15 protein-coding genes and 1 pseudogene are annotated in these 16,117 nt (G+C 44.9%); 11 read left to right on the top strand and 5 right to left on the bottom strand.

Going from position 1 to position 16,117, the window contains the following annotated elements; all coding sequences use genetic code 11:
- Positions 1–3 precede the first annotated feature (3 nt).
- Positions 4–1,209 carry an acyl-CoA dehydrogenase family protein gene (locus tag QNI08_RS21430; RefSeq protein WP_285769394.1) on the top strand — a complete coding sequence of 402 codons (1,206 nt, stop codon included), beginning with the start codon at positions 4–6 and terminating at the stop codon, positions 1,207–1,209.
- Between the two features lie 22 nt (positions 1,210–1,231).
- Positions 1,232–1,543 carry a DUF3870 domain-containing protein gene (locus tag QNI08_RS21425; protein ID WP_285769376.1) on the top strand — a complete coding sequence of 104 codons (312 nt, stop codon included), beginning with the start codon at positions 1,232–1,234 and terminating at the stop codon, positions 1,541–1,543.
- A 111-nt stretch (positions 1,544–1,654) separates the two neighbouring features.
- Here QNI08_RS21425 and QNI08_RS21420 read toward each other — a convergent pair whose 3' ends face one another.
- Both QNI08_RS21420 and QNI08_RS22625 read right to left on the bottom strand, forming a co-directional pair.
- The gene (locus QNI08_RS21420; protein WP_285769375.1) at positions 1,655–1,957 is read right to left on the bottom strand and encodes a hypothetical protein; all 303 of its coding nucleotides are present in this window, start codon (positions 1,955–1,957) and stop codon (positions 1,655–1,657) included.
- Between the two features lie 22 nt (positions 1,958–1,979).
- Positions 1,980–2,033: pseudogene (locus QNI08_RS22625) on the bottom strand (hypothetical protein); the annotation flags it as partial.
- Positions 2,034–2,185: 152 nt separating this feature from the next.
- Between QNI08_RS22625 and QNI08_RS21415 the strand changes: the two are divergent.
- Together QNI08_RS21415 and QNI08_RS21410 are read left to right on the top strand one after the other, a co-directional pair.
- Positions 2,186–3,277 (top strand): CotH kinase family protein, encoded by a 1,092-nt coding sequence (locus tag QNI08_RS21415; protein ID WP_285769393.1) that lies wholly within the window; start codon positions 2,186–2,188, stop codon positions 3,275–3,277.
- Between the two features lie 146 nt (positions 3,278–3,423).
- On the top strand, positions 3,424–4,377 hold the full coding sequence (locus tag QNI08_RS21410) for a TRM11 family SAM-dependent methyltransferase (RefSeq protein ID WP_285769374.1): 954 nt from the start codon (positions 3,424–3,426) through the stop codon (positions 4,375–4,377).
- Positions 4,378–4,427: 50 nt separating this feature from the next.
- On the opposite strand, the gene QNI08_RS21405 is transcribed toward QNI08_RS21410, so the two are convergent.
- Positions 4,428–5,393 (bottom strand): MBL fold metallo-hydrolase, encoded by a 966-nt coding sequence (locus QNI08_RS21405; RefSeq protein WP_285769392.1) that lies wholly within the window; start codon positions 5,391–5,393, stop codon positions 4,428–4,430.
- Positions 5,394–5,558: 165 nt separating this feature from the next.
- Here QNI08_RS21405 and QNI08_RS21400 point away from each other — a divergent pair, with 165 nt between their 5' ends.
- Positions 5,559–6,533 carry a 2-hydroxyacid dehydrogenase gene (locus QNI08_RS21400; protein ID WP_285769373.1) on the top strand — a complete coding sequence of 325 codons (975 nt, stop codon included), beginning with the start codon at positions 5,559–5,561 and terminating at the stop codon, positions 6,531–6,533.
- A 299-nt stretch (positions 6,534–6,832) separates the two neighbouring features.
- Complete coding sequence (locus QNI08_RS21395) at positions 6,833–8,056, top strand: multidrug effflux MFS transporter (RefSeq protein WP_285769391.1); 1,224 nt, start codon at positions 6,833–6,835, stop codon at positions 8,054–8,056.
- Between the two features lie 62 nt (positions 8,057–8,118).
- On the opposite strand, the gene QNI08_RS21390 is transcribed toward QNI08_RS21395, so the two are convergent.
- The gene (locus tag QNI08_RS21390; protein WP_285769372.1) at positions 8,119–8,904 is read right to left on the bottom strand and encodes an SDR family oxidoreductase; all 786 of its coding nucleotides are present in this window, start codon (positions 8,902–8,904) and stop codon (positions 8,119–8,121) included.
- A gap of 206 nt (positions 8,905–9,110) precedes the next feature.
- Here QNI08_RS21390 and QNI08_RS21385 point away from each other — a divergent pair, with 206 nt between their 5' ends.
- The 3 genes from QNI08_RS21385 (at position 9,111) to QNI08_RS21375 (ending at position 11,663) form a co-directional block, all read left to right on the top strand.
- On the top strand, positions 9,111–10,097 hold the full coding sequence (locus QNI08_RS21385) for a Gfo/Idh/MocA family protein (RefSeq protein WP_285769371.1): 987 nt from the start codon (positions 9,111–9,113) through the stop codon (positions 10,095–10,097).
- 107 nt (positions 10,098–10,204) lie between these two features.
- Positions 10,205–10,513 (top strand): iron-sulfur cluster assembly accessory protein, encoded by a 309-nt coding sequence (locus QNI08_RS21380; RefSeq protein ID WP_285769370.1) that lies wholly within the window; start codon positions 10,205–10,207, stop codon positions 10,511–10,513.
- A gap of 28 nt (positions 10,514–10,541) precedes the next feature.
- The gene (locus QNI08_RS21375) at positions 10,542–11,663 is read left to right on the top strand and encodes an NADH-dependent flavin oxidoreductase (protein ID WP_285769369.1); all 1,122 of its coding nucleotides are present in this window, start codon (positions 10,542–10,544) and stop codon (positions 11,661–11,663) included.
- A 98-nt stretch (positions 11,664–11,761) separates the two neighbouring features.
- On the opposite strand, the gene QNI08_RS21370 is transcribed toward QNI08_RS21375, so the two are convergent.
- Positions 11,762–12,772, bottom strand: a complete 1,011-nt coding sequence (locus QNI08_RS21370) for a LacI family DNA-binding transcriptional regulator (RefSeq protein WP_285769368.1) — start codon at positions 12,770–12,772, stop codon at positions 11,762–11,764.
- A gap of 310 nt (positions 12,773–13,082) precedes the next feature.
- On the opposite strand from QNI08_RS21370, the gene QNI08_RS21365 reads away from it, so the two are divergent.
- Together QNI08_RS21365 and QNI08_RS21360 are read left to right on the top strand one after the other, a co-directional pair.
- Positions 13,083–14,768 carry a sugar phosphorylase gene (locus QNI08_RS21365; protein WP_285769367.1) on the top strand — a complete coding sequence of 562 codons (1,686 nt, stop codon included), beginning with the start codon at positions 13,083–13,085 and terminating at the stop codon, positions 14,766–14,768.
- A gap of 11 nt (positions 14,769–14,779) precedes the next feature.
- A complete protein-coding gene (locus QNI08_RS21360) occupies positions 14,780–16,081 on the top strand; it encodes an ABC transporter substrate-binding protein (protein WP_285769366.1) in 1,302 nt (433 codons plus the stop codon).
- The last annotated feature ends 36 nt before the right edge of the window (positions 16,082–16,117 follow it).

Below are 16,117 nucleotides of genomic sequence, written 5' to 3'. Positions count from 1 at the left end.
ATGATGAATTTCGAATTAACAGAAGAGCAGCAAAGTGTGAAAAAAGTGGTCAGGAAATTCGTGGATAAGGAAATCATCCCCTATATCCAAGAGTGGGATCGGCAGGGTCAATTCCAACCGCATATTTTAAAACGGTTGGCGGACTTACAGCTGATGGGCGTGTGCATCCCAGAAGAGTACGGCGGCGTCGGAATGGATTATAATACATTGGCCATCGTATGTGAAGAGTTGGAGCGGGGCGATACGGCCTACAGAACAGCGGTATCGGTACATACAGGGTTGAATAGCATGACGCTGCTGCAATGGGGTACGGAAGAACAAAAATTGAAATATTTAGTTCCGCAGGCGAAAGGGACGAAAATTGGCGCGTTTGGACTGACTGAACCGAACGCAGGATCCGATGTCGCGGCAATGAAAGCTACAGCAAGGCGTGTGGGCGATCACTATATTTTGAATGGATCGAAAACATGGATTTCGCTCTGTGATTATGCCGATCATTTTCTTATTTTTGCCAAAACGGATCATGATCTCGGCTCAAAAGGCATTACGGCATTTATCGTGGAACGGAATTTCGAGGGTGTGGAGTCCAAGGCCATTAAAGGAAAACTGGGTATTCGCGCAGGAAATACAGGGGAAGTCTTTTTAACGGATGTAAAAGTCCCGGCAGCGAATAGGCTGGGTGAAGAAGGCGAAGGGTTCAAAATTTCCATGTCGGCATTGGACAGCGGCCGATTTACGGTGGCTGCGGGTGCAGTGGGATTAATTGAAGCCAGTCTCGAAGCCAGCCTGAAATATTGCCATGAAAGAAGTACCTTTGGCAAGGAAATAGGCAGGCATCAGCTTGTCCAACAGATGATTGCCAAGATGACGGCAAATTTGGAGATTTCCCGATTGCTGGTCTTTAAAGCGGGGACGCTAAAGAACCAAGGAAAAAGGAATACGAAGGAAACGTCCCTGGCAAAATGGATTTCATGCAATGCAGCTAACGAAGCAGCCAATGATGCCGTTCAAATTCACGGCGCCTATGGCTATTCCGATGAATATCCGGTCGAGCGTTTCCTGAGGAATTCGAAAGCTCCGGTCATTTACGAGGGAACCCGTGAAATCCATACCGTGATGCAGGGTGAATACGCACTCGGTTACAGGCAGGACAAAGAGCTCCGGAAGCAATTGCCAGCATGGCCCTTCGAGAAGGCTTCGGTACATTAAATATAGATAGAGGAGATCAGAGATGAACACATATTTCATTGCAGGGCATGCAAAACTCCCACAAGGGATGGCAGCGAGGAATCTATATGATTCCATTACGATCACATTGGAGCTGGACTTTAAATATGGGGTCATCGTCGAGGCGTCCTGCACGCTTGCTACAGAGCATGGCAGGGAATTCATCCGGCAGCTGCTTCGCGGTTATTGCCTGAAAGATGGCATCGAGGCGTTGATCGATCGGGTGCAAATGCATTATCGGGGAAAGGCTGGTCAAGCCATCCAGGCTGGGCTGAAGGATGTGTTTGCACAGTTCGAACTGGTCTCCGGAAAATAGAGGAAAACGGAAGGATCTTGCCGATGCACGAAGTCGGCTGGATCCTTTTTTATGACTCCATGCCATATGGAATGAAAAAAAGAGGCGTTAAAAAACACGCCTCTTTGCCTTTCAAAATACATGAGAAGGCATCATGAAGCTAGAAGCTCCATTTCCACTTCTTCTTGAACTTAATGCTGCCGCTTCCGTGGCAACCGCGCTTGTGGCAGGAACGCCGTTTCCTGCACGTGTTCCTTTTCCTGCTAGAACGCCTTTGTGTGTCGCGTGTTGAGCGCTCCCGGGTAGAACGTCTTTGTGTGTCACGTGTTGACCGCACCCGGCTAGAGCGGCGCTTCTTCGTGCAGCAAGTGGATCGCCTGCGGCTAGAGCGACGCTTCGTGCCGCATGTCGAGCGTCCTTTTGAACGCGGGTCATTGAACATGAAATCGCCCAATCCCATGGAATTGGCTCTTTCCACGGCATTTTGTATATCTCGGATGAATTTTGACATCGTAATAAATCCCCCTTTCCATACGATAAACTATGCGGCTTGTACGTAAAGTGCTAAAGATAATCGCACAGCCTGTAAAAAAATAGTTGCATTTTGGTGACGTCCTTCACCTTTTTCCATATTTTAATAGGAAAGTGAAAGGGATGGGTTATATGGATGCCGACAAGAAGCTGCCTGTATATCAGCTATTTATTCCACCTGTCAATTTAATGGAGCTGCGCAGGGATATATGGTGCAATGATCCGCTGCCTGCAAAGCTGACCATCAACAAAAAAAAGCTGGATATTGATATTGTTTACCGTGGTTCGCATATCCGGGAATTTCGGAAAAAGTCCTATCATGTAGTTTTTCATAAACCAAATACATTCAAGGGCGCTAAAGAGATTCATTTGAATGCTGAATATAACGATAAATCGTTACTGAGAAATAAATTATCGCTGGACTTTTTTGCGGATATCGGAACCTTGGCGCCTAAATCCCAGTTTGTACACCTAAAACTGAACGGAAAGGATGAGGGGGTTTACCTGGAGTTGGAGTCCGTGGATCAATATTACCTGAAGCAAAGGAATCTTCCCGAAGGTTCCATTTTCTATGCGGTGGACGGGGATGCCAATTTTTCCTTAATGAGTGATTTGGATAAAGGCATTAAAAAATCTCTGGAGATGGGGTATCAAAAAAAATGCGGGCCCGTAAAAGATGAGATGCATTTACAGGAATTGCTCATCCAAATCAATACCATTTCAAGGGCGGATTTCGAAGGGGAAATCATAAAATATATCGATGTGGAAAAGTACTTGCGCTGGCTGGCAGGCGTCATTTTCACGCAAAACTACGATGGGTTCGTGCATAACTATGCCCTGTACCGAAATGGTGATACAGGACTGTTTGAAATCATCCCTTGGGATTATGATGCGACGTGGGGAAGGGATGTCAATGGGGAAGTGATGGAGGAGGATTATGTGGGGATCGAGGGGTTCAATACATTGACTGCCAGAATCCTTGATATAAGGGAATTTCGTCTTCGGTACCAAAGACTTCTAAAAGAAATCATGGACACCCATTTTAATGTCGCTCGCATGAAACCCATCATTTTCGGGATGCATGATCAATTAAGCCCTTATGTGCCGAATGATCCATATATTAGAGTCAATAAGGCGATTTTTGATAACGAGCCTGATTTCATCTTGAAATTCATTGACGATCGGGCCAAATATATCAGGAGTCAGCTCTACAAATTGGATTGAACGTTCCCTGTTCTTTAGATGTTGAATGAAATTGGGCAAAAACACCATGCAGCCTTCACGTTTTTTTGCGCGATTCCATTTGCTTTTCTATCGCTTTACGGCTATGTTTGATAGAAAGATATAATCTAAAGAAGGATGGGAATGGATTGACTAATCATAGCCGGAAAACGGCACATATATATACGTTTACGTGCAGTCCTGACGAACGCTCGTTATCCAAAATGGAGATGCGCTCGTTCTTTGGCTTTGAGGCTGCAGGTAATATTTTAAAAAGCCCGATCAAAATCGAACCGAGCAGAAGCCCTTTTATAAAAGGGCGTGTGGACGTCATGTATGAAGGGGAGAGCATTTCCGACATCGTCGAGCAAGTAAAGGAAATCCATCTGCCGGATTCAACGTTCAAGGTGCTATTCGTGAAAATCAATGATTTGAAAGAAGATGAAAAAATAGATTATGATGGGCAGCGTGAAATCGAACGGCAGATCGGCTGGGAGATCCAAGGGGAGGCTGATGTGCGCACTCCTGATTGTATCTTCGGGATCGTGCCCCTCGGAGGTCGTTGGTATTTTGGCGAGTATGTCAAGCCTGATGCAGTTTGGCTGCATCATATGAAGAAGCCGCGAGAATACTCGACAGCCCTAAGTACAAGGGTGGCCAGGGCCATTGCGAATATAGCCGTTCCCCATCCTGATGGGGTGAAGGCAATCGATCCATGCTGCGGAATCGGAACCGTTTTGGTAGAAGCGCTATCAATGGGAATAGATATTGTCGGGCGGGACATCAATCCACTCGTTACTGATGGTTCAAGGGAGAACATTGCCTATTTTGATCTCGAAGGCGATGTAACTACCGGCCCGATTTCAGAGGTCACTAGTCACTATGATGTGGCGATCATCGACATGCCCTACAATTTGTATACGCATGCGACACCGGAGGATCAGCTCGCCATCCTTAAACATGCAAGACGTATTGCCGACAAGGTTGTCGTCGTGACGATCGATACGATGGATCAAATGATCATGGAATCAGGGTTCGAGATTGCCGATCGATGTGTAGCGAGGAAAGGTGTTTTTTCGAGGCAGGTTGTAGTATGTGAGTGAAGCCATACAAGAAGGCTGAAACCTTGACCGGGTTTCAGCCTTCTTGTTGTTTACATCGCTTGATAATGGACCGCTTTTCCGGAGAATTCCTTCTTGATTTCCCCTTTGTATTCCAAATAATCCAGATGACCGATGATTTCTGACATGACAAGCGGGAATTGGGATACATACTTTTGCCTGTAAAATGCCTTTGCCAGCTCATTTCCTGAAGAAATCCCGTTCTCTATCATCGCCAAGATTTTTTGAGATTTCCTCTCGATGTTATTGAGCCTTTTTTCGATTAACATCCGTGGCTGTTCGATGATATTGCCGTGACCGGGCAAAATGAAATCAACCCCTAATGCCAAGCACCTCTGCAAAGAGTCGATATGATCGACAAGAGTCAGCAATCTCTTCCCATTATCATCAGGCTCGATCAAGGCATTACTTGAAATATGCTCAATCAATAAATCACCGGAGAGCAGGCGCTTTCCCTTTTGGTCAAAAAAGGCGATCTGGTCCGGGGCATGGCCGGGAAATTCAATCACTTCGAAGCCATACAAGTTTTTTTCCGTAATTTCGATGATGTCACCATTCAGCTTTTGATCTTTATTATGGTCGACCGCGTTGAAAAGGTAAGCGACCTGTTTATCGCCGAGCTCGCCACAGCCCATTTCCAGATAAAGCTGTTGATAAAACTCAATTCTCTTGCTTAAAAAGCCGGGATCGCGTTTTAGGCGAGGGACGGCTTTGGGATGGGCATATATGGGAACCGGATGGATCTCGGTGATCCGATTGACCAAACCAACATGATCTCCATGATGGTGAGTTAACCAAATATCCGTAATATCCCCGTTGCTCAAACCATTTTCCTGCAATGTTTGCTGCAGTGCATTCCATGAAGTTTCATCATTCATGCCTGCATCGATCAATGTTAGAGCTTCCTCCCTTTTAACTAAGTAAAAGTTTATGCTTTTTAAAGATAATGCACTTGGGGCGATGATTGGATAAATTTCAAAATCTGCATTCGTTTTCATGAATGTCACAGATCCTCCTGAAAATCAGCATTTTGGAAAACTGGCAAAATGACGAAATATTGAGACTTTGTTATTCTATGATTAGTTGATTGCAAGGAAACTGTCAAGAAGAAGCTCCCGTTTGATAAGGGGGCACATGAAAGAATGGGAATAGGAGGGGATCAAGTGAAGCCGAAAATCTATATTACGAGGAAACTGCCGGAACAAATCATTGACGGGTTAAGAGGGAAATATGATATCAGGATGTGGGAGGAAGAAGAAATACCGGTTCCAAGGGAGGTACTTGAAGAGGAAGTGAAGGAAGTTGATGGGCTGCTTTGCCTGTTGACGGAAAACATCGATGAGTCACTGATTGATCGGGCGGATCATTTGAAGATCATTGCCAATATGGCAGTCGGCTATAATAATATTGATATTCACAGTGCAGCGAAACGGGGCATCATGGTAACGAACACGCCTGGGGTATTGACGGAAACAACAGCTGACTTAACCTTTGGCTTGCTGCTGGCAACGGCAAGAAGGATGATGGAGGCAGAGGCTTATTTAAAAAGAGGAAAATGGGAGACATGGTCGCCCATGCAGCTGACAGGGCAAGATGTACATGGTGCAACGCTGGGGATCATCGGCTTGGGAAGGATAGGGGAAGCGCTTGCCAAAAGGGCAAAAGGTTTCGATATGAAGCTGGTTTATTTCAATCGAAGCCGTAAATATGAACAGGAAAAAGAATGGGACATCGAATATTTGCCGCTTGAAAAACTGCTTCAAGTCTCGGATTTTGTTTGTGTCATGCTCCCGCTCACACCGGAGACCGCTTATATGATTGGCATGAAGCAGCTGAAAATGATGAAGGAAACGGCAGTGCTCATAAATACGGCAAGAGGCGGGATCATAGATGAGAAAGCCTTGTACCAGGCCTTGCAGGACCGCGAAATATGGGCGGCAGGATTGGATGTATTCGAAGAAGAACCTGTTCCTGTCGATCATCCGCTGCTAGCATTGCCCAATGTGGTGACATTACCGCATATCGGGAGTGCCAGCATTGCCACAAGATTGAAAATGGCAGCTCTCGCAGTGCAGAACCTGACGGAAGGATTAGCGGGAGACACGCCCCGTAATTTAATAAAGTTGAAAAAAGCATAAATATCCGCGATCAGCAGGAAAAAAGGTTGATAAATTGAAATGACTCCAAAAAGCGGTCATTTTTTATGTGCAGAAGCTTTAAAGAATACCCAGTTGTTGTTACATTCCAAGGCGGGAAATTTTCTTCGTGGTAGCCGTTACATATATTTATTCTTTTGTAGTTTCGGGAAGAGATAAGCATGGAAGGGCATATATCAATTCAATAAAAGCAAACTTATCGTAAAATGTTCCGTTTTTTTGTAAAATGAAGAAAGCTAAAAAACAATATGTTGAAAGGGATAGGTTAAAGAATGATTGAAATGAAGGACACGATATTGACAGGCAACCAAATGACTAAATCCAACAGACTGCTTTTGGCTCTTATGCTCGGCTCTTTTGCAGCGATTGGACCGCTGTCATTGGATATGTATTTACCAGGCCTACCTACCCTGGCGGAGGATCTGAGAAGCAGTACGTCCCTAGCACAGCTAAGTTTGACTGCCTGCTTATTAGGGCTGGCAATCGGGCAAATATATTTGGGACCGCTTAGCGATGCGAAAGGAAGGCGCACGCCATTAATCGTTTCTTTATCGGTTTATGGCCTTTCATCTTTGTTATGCGCTTTCGCTCCGACTATTGAATTGCTTTTATTATTACGTTTTATCCAAGGCATTGCCGGCGCGGGGGGCATTGTCATTTCAAGGGCCATTGTCCGTGATTTATTTTCAGGAACGGACTTGACCAAATTCTTTTCGATGCTAATGCTTGTGAATGGAGCGGCCCCGATTTTGGCTCCGGTTTTTGGGGGTCAACTTTTACAGTTCACATCATGGCGTGGCGTTTTCATCGTCATTGCCATATTGGGTGTCCTGATGGTCGGGGCTGCCTTTTTCGGGATAAAGGAAACGTTGTCGCCTAATCTCAGGAGTGAAGGCGGGGTAAATGACACAATCAGGACTTTTGGGAATCTTGTGAAGGACCGTGCCTTTATGGGATATGCGCTTTCTCAAGGCTTCATAAGTGCTGCCATGTTCGCCTACATTTCGGGTTCGCCATTTGTCCTTCAGAACATTTATGGTGTTTCCCCACAGGCATTCAGCGTGATTTTTGCCATGAATGGAGTCGGGATCATCATTGCCTCCCAAGTTGCCGGAAAGCTGGCAGGGCGGGTGAAAGAGGAAAAACTGCTTCAATTCGGATTATGCCTTGCTCTGTTTGGCGGGGTTTTCCTTATTGCCTCGGTCTTTTTCGAGATCGGGTTAGCTGGTATCTTAATCGCTTTGTTCCTCTCCGTTTCAAGCGTCGGCATTGTCGGAACGACGAGTTTTTCATTAGCGATGCAAAATCAGAAAAAAACGGCAGGGAGTGCATCGGCCTTGATTGGATTGCTGCCTTTCATACTGGGCTCGCTCATGGCACCTTTGGTCGGCTTGGGTTCTGGTGATTCCCCCATGCCGATGGGAATCGTGATGGTGAGCTGCCAAGCGATTGCCATGCTCGCTTACTTCATGCTGGCACGCCGCGGCTTAAAGCAGATGGCATAGGTAAAGAAAAGAGCTGAAATCCCATGATGGGATTTCAGCTCTTTTTGTCAGGATTGTATGGATTATAAAAGCGATTCAGCTCCGTCGATATAAACCTCGGTGCCGGTGACGTGTGAGGACATGTCAGAGGCTAAAAACAAAACAAGGTCACCAGCCTGCTCGGTGGTTCCGGCCTTATTGGCTAATGGCTGTGAGCCTTGAGGATATTCGATGGGTATCGTGATTTTCTTTAGGTTTTCATCTTCAGGGAAGGTATTGTCGTGGATATTCGTATCAATTGAGCCTGGACAAATGGTATTGACCCTGATTTTATATTTAGCCAATTCGAGCGCGGCCATTTTACCAAACGCGACTTGCCCAGCTTTGGAGGCGCTATAGGCGGAAAAACCAAAGTTCTTGAAAAATCTGTTTCCATTGATGGAGCTATTGATGACGATGCTGCCGCCCGTTTCTTTCATGTATGGAATGGCGTATTTGATGGTGAGAAAGGTGCCTTTAAGATTGATGGTGTGTGTCTGATCCCAATCCTCCGGCTTGATGTCTTCAATTGGGGCAATCACGCCGTTGATGCCCGCGTTTGCGAATACAAAATCAATTTTCCCAAAATGGTCATAGGCAGCCTTGAAGGCATGTTCTACCTGCTCCGGCTTTGATACATCGGTTTTAATGATTAAAGCTTCCCGGCCGAGATTTTCAACCTCTTCCTTCACCTTTTCAGCTTTTTCCACGGTGCGGTCAAAAAAGATGATGTTCGCGCCGTTTTCAGCTAGCTTCAGTGCTGCACCCCGGCCAATTCCCGATCCTCCGCCGGTAATGATGGCCACTTTATTTTTCATTAAGTCTGACATAAACTTCACACGCTCCTTTTTTTAGTTTTCTTTCCCCTTATGGGAGTATGTAGAAACCTCATGGCAGTGGTAATATAGGAAATTATAAACGAATATTACCTGAAAAATCCAATTATAACCGCTGCTGTTGTACATAATGTTTTGTTTTTTTATGGATTGTCGGTATATTGAGTACATAATAAGTTAGCTTGAAAGGGGATAAGCTGTTGATACGATTAGGAGTAATAGGGACAAATTGGATTACGGAACGATTTTTGGAGGGGGCAAAGCATGTAGCGGATTTATCGCTGACTGCGGTATATTCACGTACGGAAGCAAAGGCAAAGGAATTTGCCGGAAAATATGGGGTCTCGACAATTTTTACGAATCTGGAAGAAATGGCCGCAAGTGATGAAATCGATGCTGTCTATATAGCCAGCCCCAACTCTCATCATTGCAGGCAGGCGGTATTGTTTTTACAAGGTAAAAAGCATGTATTATGTGAAAAACCAATGGCATCGAATGCGAGGGAAGTGAAGCGAATGATCGAGGCCGCCCAACAAAATGGGGTGCTGCTGATGGAAGCGATGAAATCAACGATCATGCCGAATTTTCGAAGCGTGCAGGAAAATTTGGGTAAAATCGGCGAAGTCCGCCGTTACACCGCTAGCTTTTGCCAATATTCATCCCGTTATGATGCATATAAACAGGGTACGGTGCTGAATGCATTCAATCCGGAATTTTCAAGCGGCTCATTAATGGATCTGGGAATTTATGTCCTGTATCCGCTCGTGGTACTATTCGGTAAACCGAATAAGGTACAGGCAACAGGAACGATGCTCGAGTCCGGAGTTGACGGGCAGGGCTCGATCTTGCTTTCTTACGATGATATGGAGGCAGTCGTCATATTTTCGAAGATCACCCAATCCGATCAGCCGACAGAAATACAGGGCGAACTTGGAAGCATCCTGATCCAGAAAATTTCAGGACCCGTTGCAGCAAGTATTCAGTATCGCGATGGAACTGCAGAAAATATCACGGTTACGCAGGATAAGCCTTCAATGTATTATGAAGCGAAAGAATTCGTTGAATTGATACAGCAGGGGAAACGGGAATCCGCAATCAATTCATTCACCCATTCGCTAACGACGATGGAAATCATGGATGAAGCACGACATCAGATCGGCATCGTTTTTCCTTCGGACCGATTGTAAAAGGAACGGCCTAAAGCAGGCAGGGCAGGAGATAAATGGATGTTACGGAAAACCCTAAGTTGGGTACAATTGATTACATGGTCAATTTTATAGCTGGAGGAATGGACATGAAATGCAAAATCAATCGGAATGCAGCAAAGGTTCTACATAATATGCTGAACACGGAAGAAGCAGTTGGTAAGATGATCCGTGTATATATCACCCATATGCATGGCGACCATGCTCATTATGATATGAAGCTGGATACACCTACAGAGCATGATGAAATGGTAAAAACAGATAAAGACATTGATATTTTACTGGACTCTCGTGAGGAATTCCTCGATGGTGTTTGGATCAAATATTTTTACGTGCCCCAAGAGGGATTTGAAATTACGAACCCTTCTAAAGAGCCGCACGGGCATCATCATCATTAACAACAGAAATCGAAGGGGGATAATTGGCATGAATCAAAAATACGAAAAAATCTTTCAACCATATAAATTTTCTTCAGGGGTCGAAGTGAAAAACCGTATCATGATGGCTCCGATGACAACCTATTCTTCAGATGACCATGGGGTGGTTACCGAGGCTGAACTGGCTTATTACGCCGATCGTTCTGCAGGTGTCGGCGCCGTGATTACGGCTTGTGCCTATGTCACTGCCGGCGGCAAAGGATTTCCTGGTCAATTAAGTGCAGATGACGATTCCTTCCTGCCATCTTTAAGGAAATTGGCGGAGACGATTCAATCCAACGGGTCGAAAGCCATCCTGCAAATCTATCATGGCGGGCGCCAAAGTCCCACGGAATTACTGCCTGATAACCAGCCTGTTTCAGCCAGTTCCGTAGCTTCCGATGCAGATGCACCAGTACCCCGGGAAATGAGTGAAGACGACATCCAGGACGTAATCAAGGCATTTGGGGAAGCGACAAGAAGGGCAATTGAAGCGGGGTTCGATGGCGTGGAGATCCATGGTGCCAATACATACTTGCTCCAACAGTTCTTCTCGCCGCACTCGAACCGACGTATCGATAAATGGGGAGGAACATTAGGGAAACGATTGATTTTTCCGCTCACAGTTGTGAATGAAGTGGAGAAAACAGTTGCTGAGCATGCAAACGAGCCCTTTATGATCGGCTACCGCCTTTCACCCGAAGAAGGCAGCAATCCAGGGATCACCTTGGACGATACGCTGCAGCTTGTCGATAGATTGGCGAACCAGAACCTTGATTACCTGCATATCTCGGTAGGTCATTTCTGGAATGGCTCCTTCCGTGAGAGTGACAGGACCAAGTCACGCATCGTTAAAATTTATGACAAAGTGGGCAACCGTATCCCGGTCGTCGGAGTTGGGGCCTTGCACACTCCGGATGAAGTGGCAGAAGCCATGGAAACGGGTGTCCCATTTATCGCACTTGGCCGGGAACTTCTGATGGAGCCGCATTGGATCGAAAAAATCAGGTCAGGCAAGGAAATGGAAATCCGGACGACGCTTTCCAAAAAAGATCAGGCCGAACTGGTGATTCCGGATCCGCTCTGGGAAAAACTAATCGGGGTAAAAGGCTGGCTCCCGGTCGTGGAGTGAAGATGAAAACAATAGCGCAAAAACCGTCCTTCCATGAATGGAGGACGGTTTTTGCATTTGTGATCATAGTTTAAGGTTCGTCCTGAAAACTCCATCATTCACTTTTCAGCTACGGAATTTTGGATGATGTTTTCAGTTGGAATGATCGTATGAGGGTTCGGATTTGGGTCGTTCTGCATTTTTGCAAAAAGGATCTGACTTGCCACATCCCCCAATTTCCTCACGGGAATTTCTTTACAAGTCAAGGATGGAGAAAGGAATGGATGTAAATTCGAATTGCTGTATCCTACGATGGATAGATCTTCCGGAATGGTGAGGCCGTTTTCTGCGGCCATCTTATAGATACTCATCACTTTAAGGTCATCAGTCGCGAAAATGGCCGTCGGCCGGTTATTCCCGAGCATTTTTTTTACTGATTTATGGGCGGCATCAATGGTGTAGCCGCTATTCACGACCCATTCATCCTTTAGAGGGAGGCCGTTTGCCTCCATACATGATTTATATCCTTCCAGGCGATCGATGGACACATGATAATCGAGCGGAGAATGCAGGCAGGCAATATCGCGATGTCCTTTATCAATCAAGTATTGCGTCAAATCATAGCTGTCCCTAAAGTTATTCGTGTCTACAGAAAAAACATTTTTATAATGTCCTTCAACCTTGCCGATGACGACAATCGGGATATTGAAGGGATCTATCTGTTGGAAAAAGTTCTCATCTGCAGGGGAACTTAGCATGATAATCCCTTTGATGAATTTGTCCTTTATTTTCCTGATGCATTTTTGAAGCTCATCTTGGCTGTTTTTCGCAGTCTGTAAAATCACATCGAAGTTTTTATCTTCGGCATTGGTTGAAATGGCATGGATAATTTCAGAGAAAAATGGATTATTAGCGGTAGTCTTGGTAGAACGAGATAGTACCATGATGGCATCAAATCCTGAGGAAAGGCCCCTGGCTAATTTGCTGGGATGATAGTTCAGTTGTTCAATTGCTTTTAACACGCGCTCGCGCGATTCTTCAGAGATATTGCTTTGATTGTTGAGAACGCGTGACACGGTGGATTTCGAAACCATCGCAACACGGGCAATATCGTAGATGGTGTGTCCCAATAATATTCTCCCCCTCCTGTATTCTGTATGATCTCTACTGGATTTTAATAGGTTCAAAAGGAAATGTTCTGCATGATTGATAAAGAGAGCGGTTTCATAGGGTAAATTATATGTGTCAAACGTGATGCTGGCAATAGAAATTTTAAAACTGGCAGGCAAGCAGGATGAGAAGGCTCTTTATAGCAAGTATGTGAGAATTGTTTCGTTGACAGAAAGCGCTTACTGTATTATATTTTGTTTGTGGGAGCGGTACCACGAGGGGGAATTTCTCTATAAATATATGGAAACGGTTCCAAGGAGGAGGCGTATTATGGAATATATCAAACATAGGCTATCTGCAATATATGGGGATTCTGATGCACAAAAGATATGGACCACCCTGAAAGAGAAGCTATTAAAAGCAAAACAAACACACTATAAAGATCGCAAACAAAGATGGGATGAAAAAGATCTTGTATTGATTACCTATTCAGATCAATTCCGGGAGGAAGGAAAGCCAACATTGGCGACTTTCGAGAAGGTGTTTGATCAGTATTTGGCAGATAAATTCGAAATCGTTCACCTGCTTCCTTTTTATCCTTATTCGTCGGATGATGGTTTTTCGGTCATCGATTATAAAAAGGTCAATCCAATAGCCGGGGATTGGGGAGATGTGGCAAGCCTTTCAACGAAAACGAGAATCATGTTTGATTACGTGTGCAATCATATTTCGGCAAAGAGTGAGTGGTTTAAAGAATACATAAAAGGCAGCCCCGAGTATGCTCACTTTTTTACGGAGATGGATCCTGACACAGATTTGAGTGCAGTTACGAGACCAAGATCGACTCCAGTCCTTACCAAGTTTCAAATGAAAGATGGAACGGAAAAATATATTTGGACAACCTTCAGTGAAGACCAAATCGATTTGAACTTCAAAAACCCGAATGTATTATTGAAAATGATCGAAGTCCTATTATTCTATATCGAACATGGAGCGGAATATATTCGGCTGGATGCGGTGGGATTCATGTGGAAAGAAGTAGGAAGCACGTGTATCCACCTTGAAAAAACACACCAAATCATCAAACTATTCCGTGATATCGTGGAGGAAGTAGCAAAAGGAACGGTCATCATCACGGAAACGAATGTACCTCATAAAGATAATATTTCATATTTCGGCAATGGTAGCGATGAAGCACATATGGTTTATCAATTTCCCCTACCGCCGCTTGTGCTATATACAATTAATCGCGGCAATGGGAGCGCTCTCACAAGCTGGGCAAGGAATTTACAGCCAGCCGGAGACGAGACAACTTTTTTTAATTTTCTTGCTTCCCATGACGGCATTGGCCTGAATCCGATTCGCGGCATCATCCCTGAAGAAGAAATCCTTGCTCTTGTATCTGATCTAAAAGAAGAAGGAGCTAGGGTGAACTATAAAAATAATCCGGATGGTACACAAAGTCCATATGAAATAAATGTGACGTACCTGGACGCGTTAAATAAACGGGAGGATGATGATCAACTAAGGGTGAAACGCTTTTTATCAGCACACTCCATTTTACTAACACTTCAGGGAGTGCCGGCAGTATACATCCAAAGTATATTGGGATCCAGAAATGATCATGAAGGTGTAGTCAAAACGGGAATGAACCGATCCATTAACCGCCAAAAGTACAAATTGGATGATATAGTAACGGAGCTGACCAAACCAAGCACGCTGCGTAGCAAGGTATATCGGGAATTGACGCACATCATCCAAATAAGGAAAGCGGAAGCCTTATTCCATCCGGATGTGCCTATGGAGGTTTTGGACAAAGGTGAAAGAATATTTGCCTTGAAGAGGGGCACCGGTTCGGGAAAAAATCTTACCATTATTCATAATATTGCGAATGAACAGGTGGAGCTCGAATTATCGGGACAATTCGTCAATGTGCTCACTGGGGAAGAAATGACTTTCACCGATACTATTACACTGGATCCTTATCAATTCCTTTGGTTGAAATCAAGTAACTAGGAGGCAAACCGATGAAATTCAAAATCATGAGTGTAGCGTTGATCTTCGTTTTAAGCATTGTGTTATCAGCCTGCAGCGGTGGAAGCAAGGCAGGCACAGAAGAGAACATAACGATCGAGTTCATGCATTCCTCGGTTGAACAAGAGCGCCTGGCCGTGATCAACAAGCTGGTCGATAAATTCGAGAAAGAAAACCCGACTATTAAAATCAAGCAAGTTCCAGTTCAAGAAGATTCATATAATACAAAGATCATAACGTTAGCAAGCGCAGGAAAACTTCCTGCAGTCCTTGAAGTCGGGCAGGATTATGCAAAGGTAATGGATAAGGAGCAGCTCATTGATAAAGAGGCCGTCACCAAAACGCTTGAGAAAGCGGGTAAAACGGACTTCTATGATGGCGCTTTAAGATTAGTGACCCCAGAAGATGGGAAGGGGTATACCGGTATTCCGATAAGTGGCTGGGTACAAGGGATTTGGTTCAATAAAGCGATGCTCGCTTCCAAAGGTTTTGAAGAGCCGAAATCCTGGGATGATGTACTGAAAGTCGCCAAAGCATTTACGGACAGCGGCAGTAAAAAGTACGGCATTGGCTTGCCGACTGTTGAAGGGGGATTCTCTGAGCAAGCATTCTCCCAATTTGCCCTATCGAACGATGCGAATGTACTTGATGGCAAAGGGAAGCTGGATATGAATAACAAAGCGATGCAAGAAGCGCTGACCTATTATAAAGAGCTATCCCAATACACGATGCCAGGTTCAAATGATACCACCGAGGTGAAAGATGCATTCATGAATGGGACGACCCCGATGGCTGTATATTCGACGTATATCCTGCCTTCGGTTCATGCAGAAGGCGATGCAGACAATATTGGTTTTGCGATTCCGCAACAAAAATCCAAAGCGGTGTATGGAACGGTTTCGGCCATCACCATTTCCTCTGGTTTGGATGATGCACAAAAAGAGGCCGCAGAAAAATTCACGGCGTTCTTGTCAGAACCGGAAAATATGACAGAGTGGGTATTGATGTCACCGGGCGGTGCACAGCCGGTCAATAAAGCGGTCACGGAAAATGCTGTTTATCAATCCAATGAAGTGGTGAAGTCCTTTGGGGACTTATCGACGGAAATTGCCACATCATTTAACGATATCCAAGTCTTTGGCTTGGTAGGAGAAAAAAACTACTTGAAAATGGGCGATATAACGAGCTCGGGTGCCATTTCGAAATTAGTGAATGAAATTACAGTTGGCGGAAAAAGCGTCGACAGTGAACTTGAAATCGCTGATAAGAAAATCAAAGATATCTTGAGCAAATAAAATCAAGGAAAGGAAAAAACATCCGGAAGCCCCCCA

The sequence above is a fragment of the Peribacillus folii genome, assembly GCF_030271255.1.
GTDB lineage: Bacteria > Bacillota > Bacilli > Bacillales > DSM-1321 > Peribacillus.
Note: the sequence above shows the minus strand (reverse complement) of the source record. Positions and strands in the feature narration are given on the sequence as shown.

Coding starts and splice junctions, on each gene's coding strand:
- QNI08_RS21420 (WP_285769375.1), bottom strand. CDS start 1,957: ATGACCCGCGTTCAAAAGGACGCTCGACATGCGGCACGAAGCGTCGCT.
- QNI08_RS21395 (WP_285769391.1), top strand. CDS start 6,833: ATGAAGGACACGATATTGACAGGCAACCAAATGACTAAATCCAACAGA.
- QNI08_RS21405 (WP_285769392.1), bottom strand. CDS start 5,393: ATGAAAACGAATGCAGATTTTGAAATTTATCCAATCATCGCCCCAAGT.
- QNI08_RS21430 (WP_285769394.1), top strand. CDS start 4: ATGAATTTCGAATTAACAGAAGAGCAGCAAAGTGTGAAAAAAGTGGTC.
- QNI08_RS21360 (WP_285769366.1), top strand. CDS start 14,780: ATGAAATTCAAAATCATGAGTGTAGCGTTGATCTTCGTTTTAAGCATT.
- QNI08_RS21425 (WP_285769376.1), top strand. CDS start 1,232: ATGAACACATATTTCATTGCAGGGCATGCAAAACTCCCACAAGGGATG.
- QNI08_RS21415 (WP_285769393.1), top strand. CDS start 2,186: ATGGATGCCGACAAGAAGCTGCCTGTATATCAGCTATTTATTCCACCT.
- QNI08_RS21365 (WP_285769367.1), top strand. CDS start 13,083: ATGGAATATATCAAACATAGGCTATCTGCAATATATGGGGATTCTGAT.
- QNI08_RS21380 (WP_285769370.1), top strand. CDS start 10,205: ATGAAATGCAAAATCAATCGGAATGCAGCAAAGGTTCTACATAATATG.
- QNI08_RS21390 (WP_285769372.1), bottom strand. CDS start 8,904: ATGTCAGACTTAATGAAAAATAAAGTGGCCATCATTACCGGCGGAGGA.
- QNI08_RS21375 (WP_285769369.1), top strand. CDS start 10,542: ATGAATCAAAAATACGAAAAAATCTTTCAACCATATAAATTTTCTTCA.